The sequence below is a fragment of the Thermoleptolyngbya sichuanensis A183 genome (assembly GCF_013177315.1).
GTDB classification, from domain to species: Bacteria; Cyanobacteriota; Cyanobacteriia; order Elainellales; family Elainellaceae; genus Thermoleptolyngbya; species Thermoleptolyngbya sichuanensis.
The window spans coordinates 2,146,394-2,163,325 of the sequence record NZ_CP053661.1 but is presented as its reverse complement, the minus strand read 5'-3'; the positions used below and the strand labels follow the sequence as shown (position 1 = coordinate 2,163,325).

General features: G+C 52.9%; 15 protein-coding genes and 2 rRNA genes. 9 read left to right on the top strand and 8 right to left on the bottom strand.

Going from position 1 to position 16,932, the window contains the following annotated elements; translation table 11 throughout:
- Window positions 1–119: 119 nt before the first annotated feature.
- Together HPC62_RS09070 and rrf are read left to right on the top strand one after the other, a co-directional pair.
- Window positions 120–2,999: ribosomal RNA gene (locus tag HPC62_RS09070) — 23S ribosomal RNA — on the top strand.
- A 132-nt stretch (window positions 3,000–3,131) separates the two neighbouring features.
- Window positions 3,132–3,248: ribosomal RNA gene (gene rrf / locus HPC62_RS09065) — 5S ribosomal RNA — on the top strand.
- A gap of 163 nt (window positions 3,249–3,411) precedes the next feature.
- Here the strand turns inward: rrf and HPC62_RS09060 are convergent.
- On the bottom strand, window positions 3,412–4,725 hold the full coding sequence (locus HPC62_RS09060; RefSeq protein WP_172355006.1) for an NF041680 family putative transposase: 1,314 nt from the start codon (window positions 4,723–4,725) through the stop codon (window positions 3,412–3,414).
- A 251-nt stretch (window positions 4,726–4,976) separates the two neighbouring features.
- Here HPC62_RS09060 and HPC62_RS09055 point away from each other — a divergent pair, with 251 nt between their 5' ends.
- Window positions 4,977–5,717 (top strand): hypothetical protein, encoded by a 741-nt coding sequence (locus HPC62_RS09055; RefSeq protein ID WP_172354345.1) that lies wholly within the window; start codon window positions 4,977–4,979, stop codon window positions 5,715–5,717.
- Window positions 5,718–5,791: 74 nt separating this feature from the next.
- Complete coding sequence (locus tag HPC62_RS09050; RefSeq protein WP_172355003.1) at window positions 5,792–7,105, top strand: NF041680 family putative transposase; 1,314 nt, start codon at window positions 5,792–5,794, stop codon at window positions 7,103–7,105.
- Between the two features lie 144 nt (window positions 7,106–7,249).
- Here the strand turns inward: HPC62_RS09050 and HPC62_RS09045 are convergent.
- Together HPC62_RS09045 and HPC62_RS09040 are read right to left on the bottom strand one after the other, a co-directional pair.
- Window positions 7,250–8,289, bottom strand: a protein-coding gene (locus HPC62_RS09045) for an ISKra4 family transposase (protein ID WP_172355000.1) whose coding sequence is annotated in 2 segments (ribosomal slippage) — window positions 7,250–8,157 and window positions 8,157–8,289 — 1,041 coding nt in all. Because the reading frame shifts where the segments join, the coding sequence is not laid out codon by codon here.
- A gap of 42 nt (window positions 8,290–8,331) precedes the next feature.
- Complete coding sequence (locus HPC62_RS09040; protein WP_216655347.1) at window positions 8,332–8,892, bottom strand: hypothetical protein; 561 nt, start codon at window positions 8,890–8,892, stop codon at window positions 8,332–8,334.
- Between the two features lie 97 nt (window positions 8,893–8,989).
- Between HPC62_RS09040 and HPC62_RS09035 the strand changes: the two genes are divergently transcribed.
- Window positions 8,990–10,050, top strand: a protein-coding gene (locus HPC62_RS09035; protein WP_172354997.1) for an ISKra4 family transposase whose coding sequence is annotated in 2 segments (ribosomal slippage) — window positions 8,990–9,146 and window positions 9,146–10,050 — 1,062 coding nt in all. Because the reading frame shifts where the segments join, the coding sequence is not laid out codon by codon here.
- Here HPC62_RS09035 and HPC62_RS09030 read toward each other — a convergent pair.
- Window positions 10,035–10,418 carry a hypothetical protein gene (locus tag HPC62_RS09030; protein WP_172354994.1) on the bottom strand — a complete coding sequence of 128 codons (384 nt, stop codon included), beginning with the start codon at window positions 10,416–10,418 and terminating at the stop codon, window positions 10,035–10,037. The two genes, HPC62_RS09035 and HPC62_RS09030, sit on opposite strands and share 16 nt — an antisense overlap.
- Before the next feature lie 190 nt (window positions 10,419–10,608).
- Window positions 10,609–10,743 carry a hypothetical protein gene (locus tag HPC62_RS23920; RefSeq protein WP_255548906.1) on the bottom strand — a complete coding sequence of 45 codons (135 nt, stop codon included), beginning with the start codon at window positions 10,741–10,743 and terminating at the stop codon, window positions 10,609–10,611.
- A 785-nt stretch (window positions 10,744–11,528) separates the two neighbouring features.
- Between HPC62_RS23920 and HPC62_RS23915 the strand changes: the two genes are divergently transcribed.
- Window positions 11,529–11,651 (top strand): hypothetical protein, encoded by a 123-nt coding sequence (locus HPC62_RS23915; RefSeq protein WP_267313434.1) that lies wholly within the window; start codon window positions 11,529–11,531, stop codon window positions 11,649–11,651.
- Window positions 11,652–11,752: 101 nt separating this feature from the next.
- Here the strand turns inward: HPC62_RS23915 and HPC62_RS09025 are convergent.
- Window positions 11,753–12,813 (bottom strand): ISKra4 family transposase gene (locus HPC62_RS09025; protein ID WP_172353248.1). Its coding sequence is split into 2 segments (ribosomal slippage): window positions 11,753–12,657 and window positions 12,657–12,813, totalling 1,062 coding nucleotides; the frame shifts between segments, so codons are not numbered across the junction.
- Window positions 12,814–12,944: 131 nt separating this feature from the next.
- Between HPC62_RS09025 and HPC62_RS09020 the strand changes: the two genes are divergently transcribed.
- Window positions 12,945–13,253, top strand: coding sequence for a helix-turn-helix domain-containing protein (locus tag HPC62_RS09020; protein WP_172354991.1), 309 nt, complete (start codon window positions 12,945–12,947; stop codon window positions 13,251–13,253).
- 68 nt (window positions 13,254–13,321) lie between these two features.
- A complete protein-coding gene (locus HPC62_RS09015; RefSeq protein ID WP_172354987.1) occupies window positions 13,322–13,681 on the top strand; it encodes a transposase family protein in 360 nt (119 codons plus the stop codon).
- Between the two features lie 38 nt (window positions 13,682–13,719).
- Here the strand turns inward: HPC62_RS09015 and HPC62_RS23090 are convergent, their stop codons facing one another.
- The gene (locus tag HPC62_RS23090) at window positions 13,720–14,133 is read right to left on the bottom strand and encodes a hypothetical protein (RefSeq protein ID WP_205371154.1); all 414 of its coding nucleotides are present in this window, start codon (window positions 14,131–14,133) and stop codon (window positions 13,720–13,722) included.
- Between the two features lie 569 nt (window positions 14,134–14,702).
- The gene (gene lipB, locus HPC62_RS09005; RefSeq protein WP_172354984.1) at window positions 14,703–15,404 is read right to left on the bottom strand and encodes a lipoyl(octanoyl) transferase LipB; all 702 of its coding nucleotides are present in this window, start codon (window positions 15,402–15,404) and stop codon (window positions 14,703–14,705) included.
- A gap of 164 nt (window positions 15,405–15,568) precedes the next feature.
- Between lipB and hpf the strand changes: the two genes are divergently transcribed.
- The gene (gene hpf, locus HPC62_RS09000) at window positions 15,569–16,234 is read left to right on the top strand and encodes a ribosome hibernation-promoting factor, HPF/YfiA family (RefSeq protein ID WP_172354982.1); all 666 of its coding nucleotides are present in this window, start codon (window positions 15,569–15,571) and stop codon (window positions 16,232–16,234) included.
- The last annotated feature ends 698 nt before the right edge of the window (window positions 16,235–16,932 follow it).

The following is a 16,932-nucleotide window of genomic DNA, read 5'->3' as shown; positions in this document are numbered from 1 at the left end:
CTGCATAGAAAATTGTCAGGTAGCAGACAGCGAAAGTTGGCGGAAGAATAACAGCCTGCTGTCAATTAAAGCTGTCACTATCACAGACACCAATGTAAGCAAGACGAAAGCGAAAAAGTGGTCAAGCTACAAAGGGCTGATGGTGGATACCTAGGCACACAGAGGCGAAGAAGGACGCGGTTACCTGCGATAAGCCACGGGGAGCTGGAAGCAAGCATTGATCCGTGGGTTTCCGAATGGGGCAACCCCAAGTACTACCACCTGAATCCATAGGGTGGAGAGAGCGAACCCAGCGAATTGAAACATCTTAGTAGCTGGAGGAAGAGAAAGAAAACTCGATTCCCTTAGTAGCGGCGAGCGAAGCGGGAAGAGCCTAAACCAGGGGTTTTAACTCCTGGGGTTGTGGGACAGCGACATGGACTCTAGCGGCTAGACGAAGCAGCTGAATACTGCACCAGAGAAGGTGAAAGTCCTGTAGTCGAAAGCTTAAAGATACTAGCTGAATCCCGAGTAGGCCGGAGCACGTGGAATTCCGGTTGAATCATCGAGGACCACCTCGAAAGGCTAAATACTCCTGTGTGACCGATAGTGAACCAGTACCGCGAGGGAAAGGTGAAAAGAACCCCGGGAGGGGAGTGAAATAGAACATGAAACCGTCAGCCTACAAGCAATCGAAGCCCGATTAAACGGGTGACGGTGTGCCTGTTGAAGAATGAGCCGGCGACTTATAGGCACTGGCAGGTTAAGCCGAGAATGGCGAAGCCAAAGCGAAAGCGAGTCTGATAAGGGCGACAGTCAGTGTTTATAGACCCGAACCCCGGTGATCTAACCATGGCCAGGATGAAGCTTGGGTAAAGCCAAGTGGAGGTCCGAACCGACTGATGTTGAAAAATCAGCGGATGAGCTGTGGTTAGGGGTGAAATGCCAATCGAACCGGGAGCTAGCTGGTTCTCCCCGAAATGTGTTGAGGCGCAGCGGTAGAGATTATAGCGGGGGGGTAAAGCACTGATTCGGTGCGGGCTGCGAGAGCGGTACCAAATCGAGTCAAACTCTGAATACCCCGTGTACACTCTGCCAGTGAGACGGTGAGGGATAAGCTCCATCGTCAAGAGGGAAACAGCCCAGACCACCAGCTAAGGTCCCCAAATCATCGCTAAGTGGCAAAGGAGGTGGGAGTGCATAGACAACCAGGAGGTTTGCCTAGAAGCAGCCACCCTTAAAAGAGTGCGTAATAGCTCACTGGTCAAGCGCTCCTGCGCCGAAAATGAACGGGACTAAGCGATGTACCGAAGCTGTGGGATATATCTATCGATGTATCGGTAGGGGAGCGTTCTGTAGTAGTTAGAAGCATCAGCGGAAGCAGGTGTGGACGAAGCAGAAGTGAGAATGTCGGCTTGAGTAGCGCAAACATTGGTGAGAATCCAATGCCCCGAAATCCCAAGGGTTCCTCCGGAAGGCTCGTCCGCGGAGGGTTAGTCGGGTCCTAAGGCGAGGTCGAAGGACGTAGTCGATGGACAACAGGTTAATATTCCTGTACCGATGTGTAGTTGTGCAGAGGGACGGAGAAGGCTAACACAGCCAGAGGTTGGTTACTGGTTCAAGCGTCCGAGGCGATGAGGAGCGGTGAAAACGTTCCGAGTTGAGGCGTGAGTACGAGGAGATACGTCTCCGAAGTGTGTGATGTCACGCTTCCAAGAAAAGCTCTAAACACGTTAACTGCATATTGCCCGTACCCTAAACCGACACAGGTGGGATGGTTGAGAATACTCAGGGGCGCGAGATAACTCTCTCTAAGGAACTCGGCAAAATGGCCCCGTAACTTCGGAAGAAGGGGTGCCACCGAGAGGTGGTCGCAGTGAAGAGTCCCAGGCGACTGTTTACCAAAAACACAGGTCTCCGCTAAGTCGCAAGACGATGTATGGGGGCTGACGCCTGCCCAGTGCCGGAAGGTTAAGGAAGTCGGTCAGCGCAAGCGAAGCTGGCGACCGAAGCCCCGGTGAACGGCGGCCGTAACTATAACGGTCCTAAGGTAGCGAAATTCCTTGTCGGGTAAGTTCCGACCCGCACGAAAGGCGTAACGATCTGGGAGCTGTCTCGGAGAGAGGCTCGGCGAAATAGGATTGTCTGTGAAGATACGGACTACCTGCACCTGGACAGAAAGACCCTATGAAGCTTTACTGTAGCCTGGTATTGGGTTCGGGCTTTGACTGCGCAGGATAGGTGGGAGACTGTGAAGCAATCCTTGTGGGGGTTGCTGAGTCAACGGTGAGATACCACTCTGTCAGAGCTAGAATTCTAACTGAATGCCGTTATCCGGCTTTGGGACCGTATCAGGTGGGCAGTTTGACTGGGGCGGTCGCCTCCTAAAAGGTAACGGAGGCGCGCAAAGGTTCTCTCAGGCTGGTTGGAAATCAGCCGTAGAGTGTAAAGGCAGAAGAGAGCTTGACTGCGAGAGCTACAACTCGAGCAGGGTGGAAACACGGCCTTAGTGATCCGACGGCGCTGAGTGGAAGGGCCGTCGCTCAACGGATAAAAGTTACTCTAGGGATAACAGGCTGATCTCCCCCAAGAGTTCACATCGACGGGGAGGTTTGGCACCTCGATGTCGGCTCATCGCAACCTGGGGCGGTAGTACGTCCCAAGGGTTGGGCTGTTCGCCCATTAAAGCGGTACGTGAGCTGGGTTCAGAACGTCGTGAGACAGTTCGGTCCATATCCGGTGCAGGCGCAAGAGTATTGAGAGGATTCTTCCTTAGTACGAGAGGACCGGGAAGAACGCACCGCTGGTGTACCTGTTATCGTGCCAACGGTAGACGCAGGGTAGCCAAGTGCGGAGTGGATAACCGCTGAAAGCATCTAAGTGGGAAGCCCACCTCAAGATGAGTACTCTCATGGCAAAAGCCAGTAAGGTCACCCGCAGAACACGGGTTAATAGGCTCTAGATGGAAGTGCAGTGATGTATGAAGTCGAGGAGTACTAACAGACCGAGGGCTTGACCTCTGTTTCGTGTCTTGAATTTAAGTGTGTGTCTAGACGATTTTCTATGCAGCCTTTTGGGTTCCCTCTTTTAGCGGGGTCTTCTGGAAAGAAGATTTCTCGCGTGGAAGAGAGTCTAGACAGCCCAATGAGTTTCCTGGTGCCTATGGCGGTGTGGAACCACGCTCATCCATCCCGAACTGAGTTGTGAAACGCACCTGCGGCGAAGATAGTTGGTGGGTAGCTGCCTGCAAAAATAGCTCGGTGCCAGGGCGATAACACAACCCCCCTCGGATGTAATCATCCGAGGGGGTGTTTGTTTACTTTAGTTTGGACTAACTGGCATCACAATAATGCTCAACAGGATGCCATAAAGAATCTGCTCAACCGTTCATAACAGTTGAACTTAAGGAATTGGATACAATCCTGCTCGCAGTTAAGCTGCTGTTGCAACCGGACTGTTCAGGGATTGTTCGGATGTCTTGCGTTTCGAGGCTCGTTTTTTGACCATCGGATAGCAGGGACGAGGAGTTGGCTTGTGCCCCTTGCCTCGTCCTGGCGATTTACCACGAGGTTTAGGCGCAGGAGCAGGGGTGCCAATCGCTGCCAAAATGCCTGCAAACGCTTGTGCGACCCGACCCGGAGTCAACGTTTCTTGCGGTGCCTGCCAGGGCAAGGGGTGGTCAGTACAGTCCTTTCGCGCTAACCACAACTGCCAACTGAGCAACGGCATCAGGCTGCTCCACTGTTCGGTTGCCGATACAGAACTGAACTGGGGATGTGTCCAATATAGCCTCTGCTTGGCAAAGCGATACCAGTGTTCAATGGCAAAGCGACGGAGGTAGTGCAACCACAGGGTTTCTAACGGAGGCATCTGCTCACCCAGCCAAACTAACCACAAAGGAGCCAAGCGTCGCGTGCTGCTCTGTGTCTCCAGCACCTCCACGCGCAACACTTCCATTGCCCGTTTGGGGGATTTGCGGAAATGGTATGCACTCAAACGACTGACCCGCACTCGTCCCCAGTTGGGATCATCGACTTCAACGGTTTCGACCGGGACACTCCAAGTGTCAGGGTCATTGAGTTTCATCTTATGTCCATGCTTGGCAGGTGCGCCTCGCCCTCGATACGCTGGGGGCGCGCCATAGACACATCGATTGGATGTAACCCGCAGCAGCAAGTCTGCCTCAATCCCTGCCGTTTGGTTGACAAAACTGGCATTGCCGTACCCTCGGTCGTAGATCGCCAACGGACGCACCGCTAACTGCCGAGTCACTTGTTTGAGTTGGAATGCCGCTTTACTGGCGGGTGTTTCAAAGCTGGTGATGCGCTCATGCCGCAATGGTAATGCCCAACTGCCCCTGTCTTCAGCAATCCAGGCTAAGGTACTGTAGTTTTGTCCGGCTATCGGGGCATGTCCTGTTCTGCCCGATAAGGTGCGGTCTTTCAAACGCCTGGCAGCAGGACGGTTCCACCGACTCGCATCACCTGCCAACAACGGTTGCTGCTGAGTCGGTATCTGCTGCACCAACAGCTTCAGCACCTTTGATCGGGGTAGGCGGCTATCGCGCAACGCTTCATAGGTGCTCGACCACTGGCGACGAAAGACAGGACTCTGCGATAGCCTCACAAACGACACGATGCACGCACTCACTAACACGGCATCCATCAGATCAAACAGGGCATCTCTGGCGTTTCCCAAGCTGGCATACAACGTTTGGCGAAATTGCTGAAGTTCGTTGAAAATCATGGGGTCAATGTTGGTTGTACTTCATTGACCTTACGGCAGTCGGTGCTTCTCATTGACTGCCTTCCTCTTCACCATTAGTCCAAACTAAAGTTATTAATAGCTGATAGGCCTTCGTATTGTGGCTGTAGATTGTGGCTGTAGATTGTGGCTGTAGATAGTAAGGCAACGTTTTACAGCGATGTCGTATTGGTATTCTTCGGGCTAACAATATCTTGATTTCTATCTTCTAAAACTCTTAGCTGTTGCTGTATATGGGGCTGAATCTCTACGTCTTGTCTGAAAATTCTCCTGATAATCAACATGTAGGTTGGTCAGTCAGTCAGAATCTAGAAGAAGTTCTATCCAGTGTTTTTAAGCCTGTCTTTCTCTACCCCACTCATAACCAGTCAATTCGGCTGGGTTCGCTGAAAGTTTCCGATCGCTATGTGTCTTTTACTCGACGATATCGGCATCGCCTGTTTCGCTCCTGGTATGAGTTAGAGCAGTTGCCCAGTTTGGATTCTGGGATAAATGTATTGCTTATTGTAGGGCTTGGGTCGCAGTTCCTACTGTCGATGCATACGCTCGGCCCTCTGCTGAAACGGTTTGATGTCAGAATTGGTTACCTGTTGGATGGGTTTAGCGCAAATCACCTCAATCCTGCCGCCATTTCTTGCCTGGACTATCTGTTTACAATCAGTCAGGATATGGCTGATTCTGTGAGAGAGACGCACGGCATTAATGCGATGTACTTGCCGCTTGCGACAAATACGTTGAGGGTGGAACTCAATCGGCAGCATCGCTGGATTGATATCTTGAGCTATGGTCGGCGAAATGAAGCGATCCATCGACAGCTTCATGCGCGATTTGGAGGAGCAGAGAGCGATCGCTTTTATTTGTATTCCACCTTTTCCAAGCCTGATCTGCTTGACCGAGGCGAGCATGTGATGCTCCATTCGAGGTTGCTCAATCATGCAAAAATCAGCCTTTGCTTTGACTTTAGTTTGGACTAATGGTGAAGAGGAAGGCAGTCAATGAGAAGCACCGACTGCCGTAAGGTCAATGAAGTACAACCAACATTGACCCCATGATTTTCAACGAACTTCAGCAATTTCGCCAAACGTTGTATGCCAGCTTGGGAAACGCCAGAGATGCCCTGTTTGATCTGATGGATGCCGTGTTAGTGAGTGCGTGCATCGTGTCGTTTGTGAGGCTATCGCAGAGTCCTGTCTTTCGTCGCCAGTGGTCGAGCACCTATGAAGCGTTGCGCGATAGCCGCCTACCCCGATCAAAGGTGCTGAAGCTGTTGGTGCAGCAGATACCGACTCAGCAGCAACCGGTGTTGGCAGGTGATGCGAGTCGGTGGAACCGTCCTGCTGCCAGGCGTTTGAAAGACCGCACCTTATCAGGCAGAACAGGACATGCCCCGATAGCCGGACAAAACTACAGTACCTTAGCCTGGATTGCTGTTGACAGGGGCAGTTGGGCATTACCATTGCGGCATGAGCGCATCACCAGCTTTGAAACACCCGCCAGTAAAGCGGCATTCCAACTCAAACAAGTGACTCGGCAGTTAGCGGTGCGTCCGTTGGCGATCTACGACCGAGGGTACGGCAATGCCAGTTTTGTCAACCAAACGGCAGGGATTGAGGCAGACTTGCTGCTGCGGGTTACATCCAATCGATGTGTCTATGGCGCGCCCCCAGCGTATCGAGGGCGAGGCGCACCTGCCAAGCATGGACATAAGATGAAACTCAATGACCCTGACACTTGGAGTGTCCCGGTCGAAACCGTTGAAGTCGATGATCCCAACTGGGGCCGAGTGCGGGTCAGTCGTTGGAGTGCATACCATTTCCGCAAATCCCCCAAACGGGCAATGGAAGTGTTGCGCGTGGAGGTGCTGGAGACACAGAGCAGCACGCGACGCTTGGCTCCTTTGTGGTTAGTTTGGCTGGGTGAGCAGATGCCTCCGTTAGAAACCCTGTGGTTGCACTACCTCCGTCGCTTTGCCATTGAACACTGGTATCGCTTTGCCAAGCAGAGGCTATATTGGACACATCCCCAGTTCAGTTCTGTATCGGCAACCGAACAGTGGAGCAGCCTGATGCCGTTGCTCAGTTGGCAGTTGTGGTTAGCGCGAAAGGACTGTACTGACCACCCCTTGCCCTGGCAGGCCCCGCAAGAAACGTTGACTCCGGGTCGGGTCGCACAAGCGTTTGCAGGCATTTTGGCAGCGATTGGCACCCCTGCTCCTGCGCCTAAACCTCGTGGTAAATCGCCAGGACGAGGCAAGGGGCACAAGCCAACTCCTCGTCCCTGCTATCCGATGGTCAAAAAACGAGCCTCGAAACGCAAGACATCCGAACAATCCCTGAACAGTCCGGTTGCAACAGCAGCTTAACTGCGAGCAGGATTGTATCCAATTCCTTAAGTTCAACTGTTATGAACGGTTGAGCAGATTCTTTATGGCATCCTGTTGAGCATTATTGTGATGCCAGTTAGTCCAAACTAAAGTTTGAGGAGCATCCCACTTTCGATGAAACAGTCAACTGGCGAGCTGTCCATTGAGGTAGGCACAGCGCAGACTCAACATGGCATTAACGGAGGCCGTATTCCAGCGAGCACCCGAAATTTGGAGGCGTCGCCCAATCTGTTTGACAGCCGATTCTACGGCTCCTGATCCAATAGAACAGAGTTGCTCAGCCTGGTAGAACCCATAATTCACGATGCGAGAGCGATGGGTGCTCAGATAGGCTTCAAAATTGCGGGCTTGCTTGCGCCGACAGTCGGCAAAGAGGGCCCTGGCGGCTTCCACTTGACCTTGCCATAACAGCATTTCCGCCGCTGCTAAGCGCTTGAGCGACCCACCGACTTTGTAGAGGTTTTCTTTGAGATGGTACCAATCGAGGATTTCCCAACGGGTCTCAACGGTGGTGAGTTGAGCAAACAGATTCCACACCCCAGCGTGACCATCGCCCAGACAGACCAGTGGGGAGAGCAAGCGTTGAGCGCTGAGATAATCAATCAAGCTGTCATTGTCTTGGAAGAAGGCGTTGTAATCAATCCCCTCCACCCGCACCGCTTTGTAGTCTCGCCACGGGCTATCGGACTCTAGCAGGTCACGCAGACGGACTTTGCCGCCATCAATGCTGACCTCACTGACGCCTTGTTTAGCCTCGGCAGACTCGAACGACTGACGCCCCACCAGACGTTGTTGGGTCGAGTGCCCGACCCGCATCCCGGTCAGGGCTACGATGTCATCCTCTGCATCTTGAAACGATTCGTTGGCACTTAAGCGTAGGTTGGCTTTCTCTAGGCCACCACTGAGACGGCTGTAAGCCTTTACGCCTAACCGTTCTGCCTGACTTTGACGAATCTCAAGGACCCCTACCAAACTCTTCAATCGGCGAACCCGGCCTCGGGCGGGGTAGGCTTTCTGGTTGACAAAAAAAGGGCAACTCGAGGGCTCACCTCCTCTAGCATTTGCCGTCGTACAGTCTGCTCGATGCCTTCTAGACTATCGAGCCCCTCTCGGTTGCTATTGCGATACAAAATCTCGGCGATCTCTGCTGTACAAGCTTCCAATCGCTTTTGGTCTTCAGGTGTCCTGGTGAGTCATCCCTGGGGCTACCCTCCCATTCTCACCCTTCGCACTGTTTTCGCGAAAGTGGGATGCTCCCGTCGCCAGTTTTCCTCCCGGTGTACCCAGTGAAAAATCTGAGGTCCCTTATCACGTGCCGCTTTGCTACGAAACTGGCTCAAGAAATCCACCAATGCTGTGGCAAATTCCTGCTGTGTGCTAGGACGTTGAAATCGATAGATGACCTTATCCGTCACTTGCCCATAATCCAAGGAACGACCTTGTTTTTGAGCTTGCTGAATCTGTCCGGACAGGTATTTGCTAAACGCGCCCTGCACCACATCAAACAGCACTTGTTCTTCCGCATTCAAGTATTCAGTCATTGTTACCAATCCTTTGCGTTCATAGACTTCGTTACGTTTACGAAACTCAAAAAAGCCTGCATACCAGGGTTTGCCAGCAATCAAGTTGTCACAAATCCAAGGCAGTATTTTAGACACAGCCAGCCAGGTTTCTCCGTTTTCGGTTTGTCGAACGAGTGCTGGAAAGACCTGCCGTGCTACTTCATACAAATGCAGCACTTCATCAGTGACCTGCACGCGATACACGGGTGCATCCCAGTTATGCAATGAGTAGAAGTGCTTAGTGCAGATTAAGGGCAGACGCCGTAGGCTCAGAGCAGTTGCTCTAAGGATAGTTGAAGCGATGGATGCCACCAAGGAAGCCCAAATCAAAGCCCATGCACTGGCGTTAGCGGAGTTGCTTTACGACGAGACAGACCCTGAACAAGTCAAAACATTGGCCGGGATCGAAGTCGCCGTTCGTGACCACCCACTGGAGTATGTGGGGCCTGAGATCGGAAATTTTTTATCTGCACAAGCAGCGGCACAAGCTCTGGGCGAAAGCGGCACATCCAGAGTATCGTCGGACGCTTAAGTCTGAGTCAGCGCCAGAGCCAGCGGCTTAAGGTCAAGGCCCGCACCCAGTGGAGTCCTCAGGTTGAGACGTGCTGCTTGCTGCTGAGTGCCAACGAAGCCTATGCGCGAGCTGCCGACGATATCGCTGTGCTCACCGGGGTGTGCGTGTCAGGGAGTACCCAGCAACGGCTGGTGCATCGTCAAGACCTAGAGCCACCAGCGGTGGACAGCGGGGTTAAGGAAATGAGCTTAGACGGGGGCAAAGTCCGTCTGCGGACTCCTCAGGGGCAGCCCTGCCAGTGGCGCGATTACAAGGGGGTAAACCTGCATCAGTGCAGCATTAGCGCCTTCTACAAAGACAACGACAGCTTGGTCAACTGGCTCAACCAGCAGCCCTTAGCGCATCCCCTCGTTTGTCTTGGGGATGGTCACGACGGCATCTGGAACCTGTTTTCACAGATCGGGCATCGCAGCGAGCGCCTTGAGATCTTGGACTGGTACCACCTGATGGAGAATTTGGGTAACGTGGGTGGGTCTCAACAGCGTCTTGATGCCGTCGAAGCCTGCTTGTGGCAAGGGGATGTGGATGGGGCGGTTAGGCTATTCGACGACTGGTCCCATGAGCGGGTAGACCAGTTTATCGGCTATCTGGCTAAGCATCGGCTCCGTATCGTTAACTACAGCTACTACCAAGCTGAGGGGATTTCAATTGGCTCGGGTGCCGTGGAGTCGACTATCAAGCAAATTGGTAGGCGGGTGAAAATTTCAGGCGCTCAGTGGAAGGAAGACAACGTTCCACAAGTCCTTCGCCATCGCTGCGCTTATCTCAATGGTCAATTCTCATCCTGAGTCTTGTAAGACTGGGATGCACCCGTGCGCTGAGCGGCGCTTTGAGTTGTTTGTGCATTTTGGTGTGCGTATTTCCGATTCCTTAAATATTCAGAAACCTTTGCCTGGGCAGTTTGGTAATTTGGGTGAGACGCTGGAACCGCCTGCATCAGATCAATTGCTTGCTGCCACGTCTTCAGTACAGTATTCCATTCGTCGTGGGTCTTCGCCGTTTGCGTCAGGGTTGCAGCTTCCATAGCCTTGTTGACTGCATCCCGAAAAGGATCGCTTTGTGCAGCATTTTGTTCAGCATTTAGAGACTGGCTTGGCGCTTCTGCTGAAGGCTCTGCAACTGGACGGGACTGGCAACCGAGGGCGATCGCCGCCAAGCTCATCGCCAAAATTATTTTACCTGCTCGCATAAATCTGGGTTGGACTAGCCTTATCTGGTTCATAGTTTGGTACTAGCAAAGTCAACATTGAAGTGCATAAATGGGCGATCGCGGCTAGATCAGAAACACCCATGTCGCTATCGCGGCCGTTCACTCGCTGCTCTTTTGACTGGAAAGCTGGTCAAAATCACTTGTAAGGGTTGTCGCTATCGCCCGCCTGGCCGTTTACTCGCTGCCCGCCCACCGCAGCGTCGTCCACTGGCATCCAGTTGCCAAGGATGGTCGCAGTTGCCACTGCCACTGCTGCCACCACTGCTGCCATTCGTTTGTGAATAAGATGAGCTTCTCAGATCCCGACTGTTGCTACTGCCACTGCTGCCATTCTGTCTATCGCCCCTGCCAGGCTCCTCAAACCCTTGTGGGCCACGGTTCAGCACGTAGCCACTCCATTGGTCTGGCGCATAACGTCGCACCATATTTAATCCAGAGATCCAATGGTCGTCTGAACCCCGTACTTCAGCAGTTGGTTGGGTATAACGGTGGACTGGAGTTGTGGGGGATAGGCGGATGGTTCGCGCACGCTGTGTATCACTGTGGATTGGGGGTGTAGGGGGTAGAGCCTGGCAAAGCTCTGTTAGGTCAAGCATTCGTCCAGAGCTAGTGATCATGAAGCAGGATGGATATTCTTGGGCGATCGCCTGGTCTACTGTGGCTGGAATCACTGTTAGCAGAGAGGTGAGGTGAATTAAGCTAATTGTCCAAGGAACTGAAGATTGCATAGCCAATGATAAGCAGTTGAGTGTGGTTGGATTTAAGGTGATGTCCGAGAGGGGTGCTCAAACCATCGTCAGCAGATCAAACATGGGCATTGATTCTGGTGAAGTGGCCGCTGCAACTGGCAGACATCGCAATTTCAACAAGCTATGGGTATCTTAGGTAGCCAACCCTGCAAAAAAGCTTCCGAGTTGCAGGGAGGGCGCTGGTCTGCTAAGAAGTGATGTGTAAAATAGACCTCCTGCGTGAATGGGAGGGAATGTGCCAGTTAGGGATAAAAGCTTGCAAAGATGGATAGGCGCATGGCAGAACTAAATCCAAGGAGGAAATGCCATGCCTTATCAAGCCTTGCAAAGCCTGTCTGCTGGAGAGTTTAAGCGATTCTGTGGTGTCAACTGGGAAACCTTTGGCGAGATGGTCGAGGTGTTACGTCCCCAACTAAGTAGCCCCAACTAAGTAGTAAGTAGATAGACCAGATTAAAAAACAGATCCTGAACCCTGCGCCGCCCGCGCAGCAGGCGGCGCAGGGTCTTGGGTGCATCCCAGTCTTACAAGACTCAGGATGAGAATTGACCATTGAGATAAGCGCAGCGATGGCGAAGGACTTGTGGAACGTTGTCTTCCTTCCACTGAGCGCCTGAAATTTTCACCCGCCTACCAATTTGCTTGATAGTCGACTCCACGGCACCCGAGCCAATTGAAATCCCCTCAGCTTGGTAGTAGCTGTAGTTAACGATACGGAGCCGATGCTTAGCCAGATAGCCGATAAACTGGTCTACCCGCTCATGGGACCAGTCGTCGAATAGCCTAACCGCCCCATCCACATCCCCTTGCCACAAGCAGGCTTCGACGGCATCAAGACGCTGTTGAGACCCACCCACGTTACCCAAATTCTCCATCAGGTGGTACCAGTCCAAGATCTCAAGGCGCTCGCTGCGATGCCCGATCTGTGAAAACAGGTTCCAGATGCCGTCGTGACCATCCCCAAGACAAACGAGGGGATGCGCTAAGGGCTGCTGGTTGAGCCAGTTGACCAAGCTGTCGTTGTCTTTGTAGAAGGCGCTAATGCTGCACTGATGCAGGTTTACCCCCTTGTAATCGCGCCACTGGCAGGGCTGCCCCTGAGGAGTCCGCAGACGGACTTTGCCCCCGTCTAAGCTCATTTCCTTAACCCCGCTGTCCACCGCTGGTGGCTCTAGGTCTTGACGATGCACCAGCCGTTGCTGGGTACTCCCTGACACGCACACCCCGGTGAGCACAGCGATATCGTCGGCAGCTCGCGCATAGGCTTCGTTGGCACTCAGCAGCAAGCAGCACGTCTCAACCTGAGGACTCCACTGGGTGCGGGCCTTGACCTTAAGCCGCTGGCTCTGGCGCTGACTCAGACTTAAGCGTCCGACGATACTCTGGATGTGCCGCTTTCGCCCAGAGCTTGTGCCGCTGCTTGTGCAGATAAAAAATTTCCGATCTCAGGCCCCACATACTCCAGTAGGTGGTCACGAACGGCGACTTCGATCCCGGCCAATGTTTTGACTTGTTCAGGGTCTGTCTCGTCGTAAAGCAACTCCGCTAACGCCAGTGCATGGGCTTTGATTTGGGCTTCCTTGGTGGCATCCATCGCTTCAACTATCCTTAGAGCAACTGCTCTGAGCCTACGGCGTCTGCCCTTAATCTGCACTAAGCACTTCTACTCATTGCATAACTGGGATGCACCCAGGGTCTTTGGGTTTTATATTTTTATATTTATTAATGTCCACCTACTTAGAACGACAGGGAAAGCGGGGCGGACAAAACAAACTGAGCGTGGAAGAGCAATTGCTAGTGGCATTGGAATATTGGCGGGAATACCGCAGCCAGTTTCACATTGGCGCGAGTTGGGGCCTGCATGAAACCCCAGTCGGACGCATCATCAGGAAAGTGGAAGACATCTTGATCAAGTGCGGCAAGTTTCGCTTGCCCAGCCAACGGCAGTGGTACCAGCCTGGATGGGAATGGAAAGTGTTTATCGTAGACGCAGGTGAAGTTGAAATTGAACGTCCAAAAAAAACAGAAACGTGACTACAGTGGCAAGCAGAAGAGCCATAGCCTGAAGGCGCAACTGTTGGTGGATTTTGAGAACGGGCTAGGTGATTGCGACTGCAATCGACAAAGGCAAGACGCATGACTTCAAGCTGCTCAAACGAAGTCGCCTGCCCTGGGTATCGTCGCAGTTATGTTTAGCTGACCGCGGGTATCAAGGGTTTGCCAAGCGTCATGCTGGAGCTTGTACGCCCACCCAAAAGCCGCGCAACCAACCGTTAGCCGAGGACGAGAAGCAACACAATCGGGCATTAGCGAGACTGCGGGTGAAAGTAGAGCATGTGATTCGTCGCTTCAAGATCTTTCGCATCTTCTCAGGGCGCTATCGCAGCCGGAGACGACGCTTTGGCTTGCGCTTGAACTTGATTGCAGGGTTGCTCAACTACGAACTGGCACACGCTTCCTGATTCATGCAGGAGGTCTAATGCCTCAAGCGGCTGATGAGCTACAGGTACTCTGCCAGAAAATCGAGAGCATCAGTGGCATCTGCACCGAAGGGGTCATCTTCCCAGCAGGGGGCAGGCAACAGCAGCGCCAGATTCGCCAGCACGTCCGCTTCGATTTCATCCAGATTTTTCACCGAAAACCAGTCCTCTAACGCCTTCAGGTCGCGATCACGCAGAGGAGCCAGCGTTGGCGTTTCAACAGGCGGGACGATCGGCAATTCAGGCAGAGGTGCAAGCGTGCTTCCTGGCTCTACCCTTGCCAGCGCTACGTCTCCATCGGGCAGTCGCAGGGCGGGAGTTGTGCCCACAGCCTGCCGACGAGCCACGCGCTTGCGGGTAAGGGCACGCGCACTAAACTCCAACAGTTCTGCCAGAGACGGGTCGGCGTTGTCGTGAGGAGAGGTGAGGAACATGGAGGGTGTGTGGGAGGGGGGAGGGAAGAGGAGAAACGGCGAAGAAGTGTAGGCTGATCTGGTGCGCGTGTGGGTCTGTGTATGCTTGGCGGGTGGTGAAGTTGGGGTGCAACGAGCTAGCGCGATCGCGCTCTGTTTGACCGGGCTATGCAACCGGAACCCGCAAGCAGGCTATGCAACTGGGAACAGCGTTTCAGCAGGAACAGCGCGACTGGGAACAGCGTTTAACTTAGTCTGTCGAGATTCCGAACCCAGGCCAACCGACCTTATGCTGAAATGCCTGCATAATGTCCTGAAAATCAGGCAATGTGAGCCTGCGGGCACTTCAGAAGTATTGGGTTTGCAGATTAAAGACTGGCAGAGTGCGATCGCCCAGGTGAATTGATTGAACTGTGACTAAGCAGATCCTGAGTATCAGAATCAACCAGAATCAACAGATTCTTGAATCCAGCGATATGGCAAAAGCTACTATTGCTTAAACCAGATCTTGGCTTCAGCAATGCTGCGGAAATTTGAGAAACACCCCGTTTCTTGAAGATACGAAAAAATCCGGAAAGTTGCCAATTTATTTACAGATCGTTCACGGTTATGCAATAGGGCTGGAGCGTCACTTCAAAGACCTCGGCAAAAGACTGGGCGATCGCCCCTTGCACCTCCGCCACGGTAATCTCTGGAATCCAGTCGGCCAGGCAACCCACGGGGCGATCGCCGATGCCGCAGGGCACGATCGCCCCAAAGCCACGCATCTCCGGGCAAACATTTAGCGAAAAGCCGTGCATCGTCACCCAGCGGCTCACCTTCACGCCAATTGCGCCGACCTTGCGCCCGCCCACCCACACGCCCGTCAGCCCGTCGATCCGGTCGCCTGCCAGCCCAAACGAGGCGATCGCCCGGATCACTACCTCCTCCAACTGCCGCAAATACCAGTGCAAATCCTGCCGATAGCGCCGCAGGTTCAAAATCGGATAACCCACCAGTTGCCCCGGCCCGTGATACGTCACCTCGCCACCGCGCTCGACCCGGTGAATCTCTGCATCCGTCCGCTCAAGATCAAACTTCACAAAATCCAGCGTTGCCCCCTGCCCCAGCGTGTAGACGGGTGGATGCTCCAGCAAGATCAGCAGGTCTGGGGAATCGGGCTGCCGGATCAGGCGATTTAAGTGCGATCGCTGCCATTCCCAGGCTGTTTTGTAAGGCACAAGTCCCGCTTCCCAAAGCCAGCAAATATGGCTGGATGGTTGATTTACCCGTTGCTCCACCAAAGGACTCATCCCGCCCAAAAGCGACAGTCTGCACCTGCCAACAAATCAAGAATCATCACAGCTTGCAAAGCATTATGTAACGAATCCGTCGTCCAGAATACAAGGTGCTAGGGTGAAAATATACCCACTACAACAGGGTAATTGAATACCCACCATTAAGGGGAGGAAGCTCTATGAAGCTTGTCATCCAGGGCAAAAACATTGAGATCACCGATGCGCTCCATGAATACGTTCGTCAGAAAGTTGAAAAGGCAGTGAGTCATTTCCAAAACCTGACGACCGAAGTGGATGTATGTTTGTCGGTGGCTCGCAACCCCCGGATTAACCCTCGACAAACGGCTGAGGTGACGATCTATGCAAACGGCGCTGTTGTCCGCGCAGAAGAAAGCAGCGAAAACCTCTACGCCAGCATCGACCTCGTGGCGGACAAGATTAGCCGCCAGCTCCGCAAGTTCAAAGAAAAGCGGAAAACACACACCCCCATACGCACGGCTGAGGTGTTGCCCTATCAACCCGTTGATGCCGACTTGCTCGCCAACCGCGAACCCGAACTGCCCTCGGAGGTGGTGCGAAGCAAGTATTTTGCCATGCCGCCGATGACTATTGAGCAGGCGCTAGAACAGCTTGAACTAGTAGATCACGATTTTTACATGTTTCTTAACGCCGAGACGGGCGAAATCAACGTGATTTACGAGCGCAACCACGGCGGCTATGGCGTGATTCAGCCGCGCCGCACCAATGGCCACCACCCTGCTGAAAATGGCAATGGCAAAGCGGCTCAAAATGGCACCAAAGCCTACACGCCTTCAACTACTGCTTCGGTTCATAAGGGAACCTAGACCGCAGGGCGCGTTGGTTCATGCCATTCGTTTAAGTCAGTTACGTCAATCAGTTACAGCGGCTTACACAGCAGCTTATACAGCAGCTTAAAAGTTGCTGACCGCTCTTAACTGATTGCTCTAATCGCTTTTAACAGGAAAAACGGGAGTCCAGCAGTTTCGCTTGGCTCCCGTTTTAGGTTTTAGCAAAACTTACGCCCCTGAAGCCGCCAGCCCTGCCCTCACCAAGCTCCTGAAAACGCAATACGGGGTCGTATCGATTCGGGTTCTGCAATTTTGAATGGTCAGTCAAGCGTCTGTAGGGCTTTTGGCGATTCCATTCATAGCGCCCTTGGGGAGAGCTAATGCCGCTTGGGGTATGAGAGGGTCGATTTAATACATCGAGCACCAAGCTTCCGTATCAGATTTCATTTTGATTCTTTAATTTCACGTCTTTAGAAAGCGGATACGTATACATAGCCAGCCTAAGTGTATAGAAGCACTTCATGATGCCTCCATGAAAGCACCATGAATTTTCCATAAAGACCTGGGGGCAGGATTATCAGACCCTTTGGCGATTCAGCCAATCTACGCTCTACAAAGTAAATTCATACACGGGTCAGTAATGATAAAGATTTAATGGACTGACCGGATACCGCTTTCTATCCGTAGTTACACGGTTTAAGTTGTACGTATACGCAGTGAAGTCTTAAAAACTT

Bases quoted from the DNA above. Each gene is read 5' to 3' on its own strand.
- HPC62_RS23915 (WP_267313434.1), top strand. From the start codon at position 11,529: ATGCCTTATCAAGCCTTGCAAAGCCTGTCTGCTGGAGAGTTTAAGCGA.
- HPC62_RS09020 (WP_172354991.1), top strand. From the start codon at position 12,945: ATGTCCACCTACTTAGAACGACAGGGAAAGCGGGGCGGACAAAACAAA.
- HPC62_RS09050 (WP_172355003.1), top strand. From the start codon at position 5,792: ATGATTTTCAACGAACTTCAGCAATTTCGCCAAACGTTGTATGCCAGC.
- HPC62_RS09060 (WP_172355006.1), bottom strand. From the start codon at position 4,725: ATGATTTTCAACGAACTTCAGCAATTTCGCCAAACGTTGTATGCCAGC.
- HPC62_RS09055 (WP_172354345.1), top strand. From the start codon at position 4,977: ATGGGGCTGAATCTCTACGTCTTGTCTGAAAATTCTCCTGATAATCAA.
- HPC62_RS23090 (WP_205371154.1), bottom strand. From the start codon at position 14,133: ATGTTCCTCACCTCTCCTCACGACAACGCCGACCCGTCTCTGGCAGAA.
- lipB (WP_172354984.1), bottom strand. From the start codon at position 15,404: ATGAGTCCTTTGGTGGAGCAACGGGTAAATCAACCATCCAGCCATATT.
- hpf (WP_172354982.1), top strand. From the start codon at position 15,569: ATGAAGCTTGTCATCCAGGGCAAAAACATTGAGATCACCGATGCGCTC.
- HPC62_RS23920 (WP_255548906.1), bottom strand. From the start codon at position 10,743: ATGGCAGCAGTGGTGGCAGCAGTGGCAGTGGCAACTGCGACCATCCTT.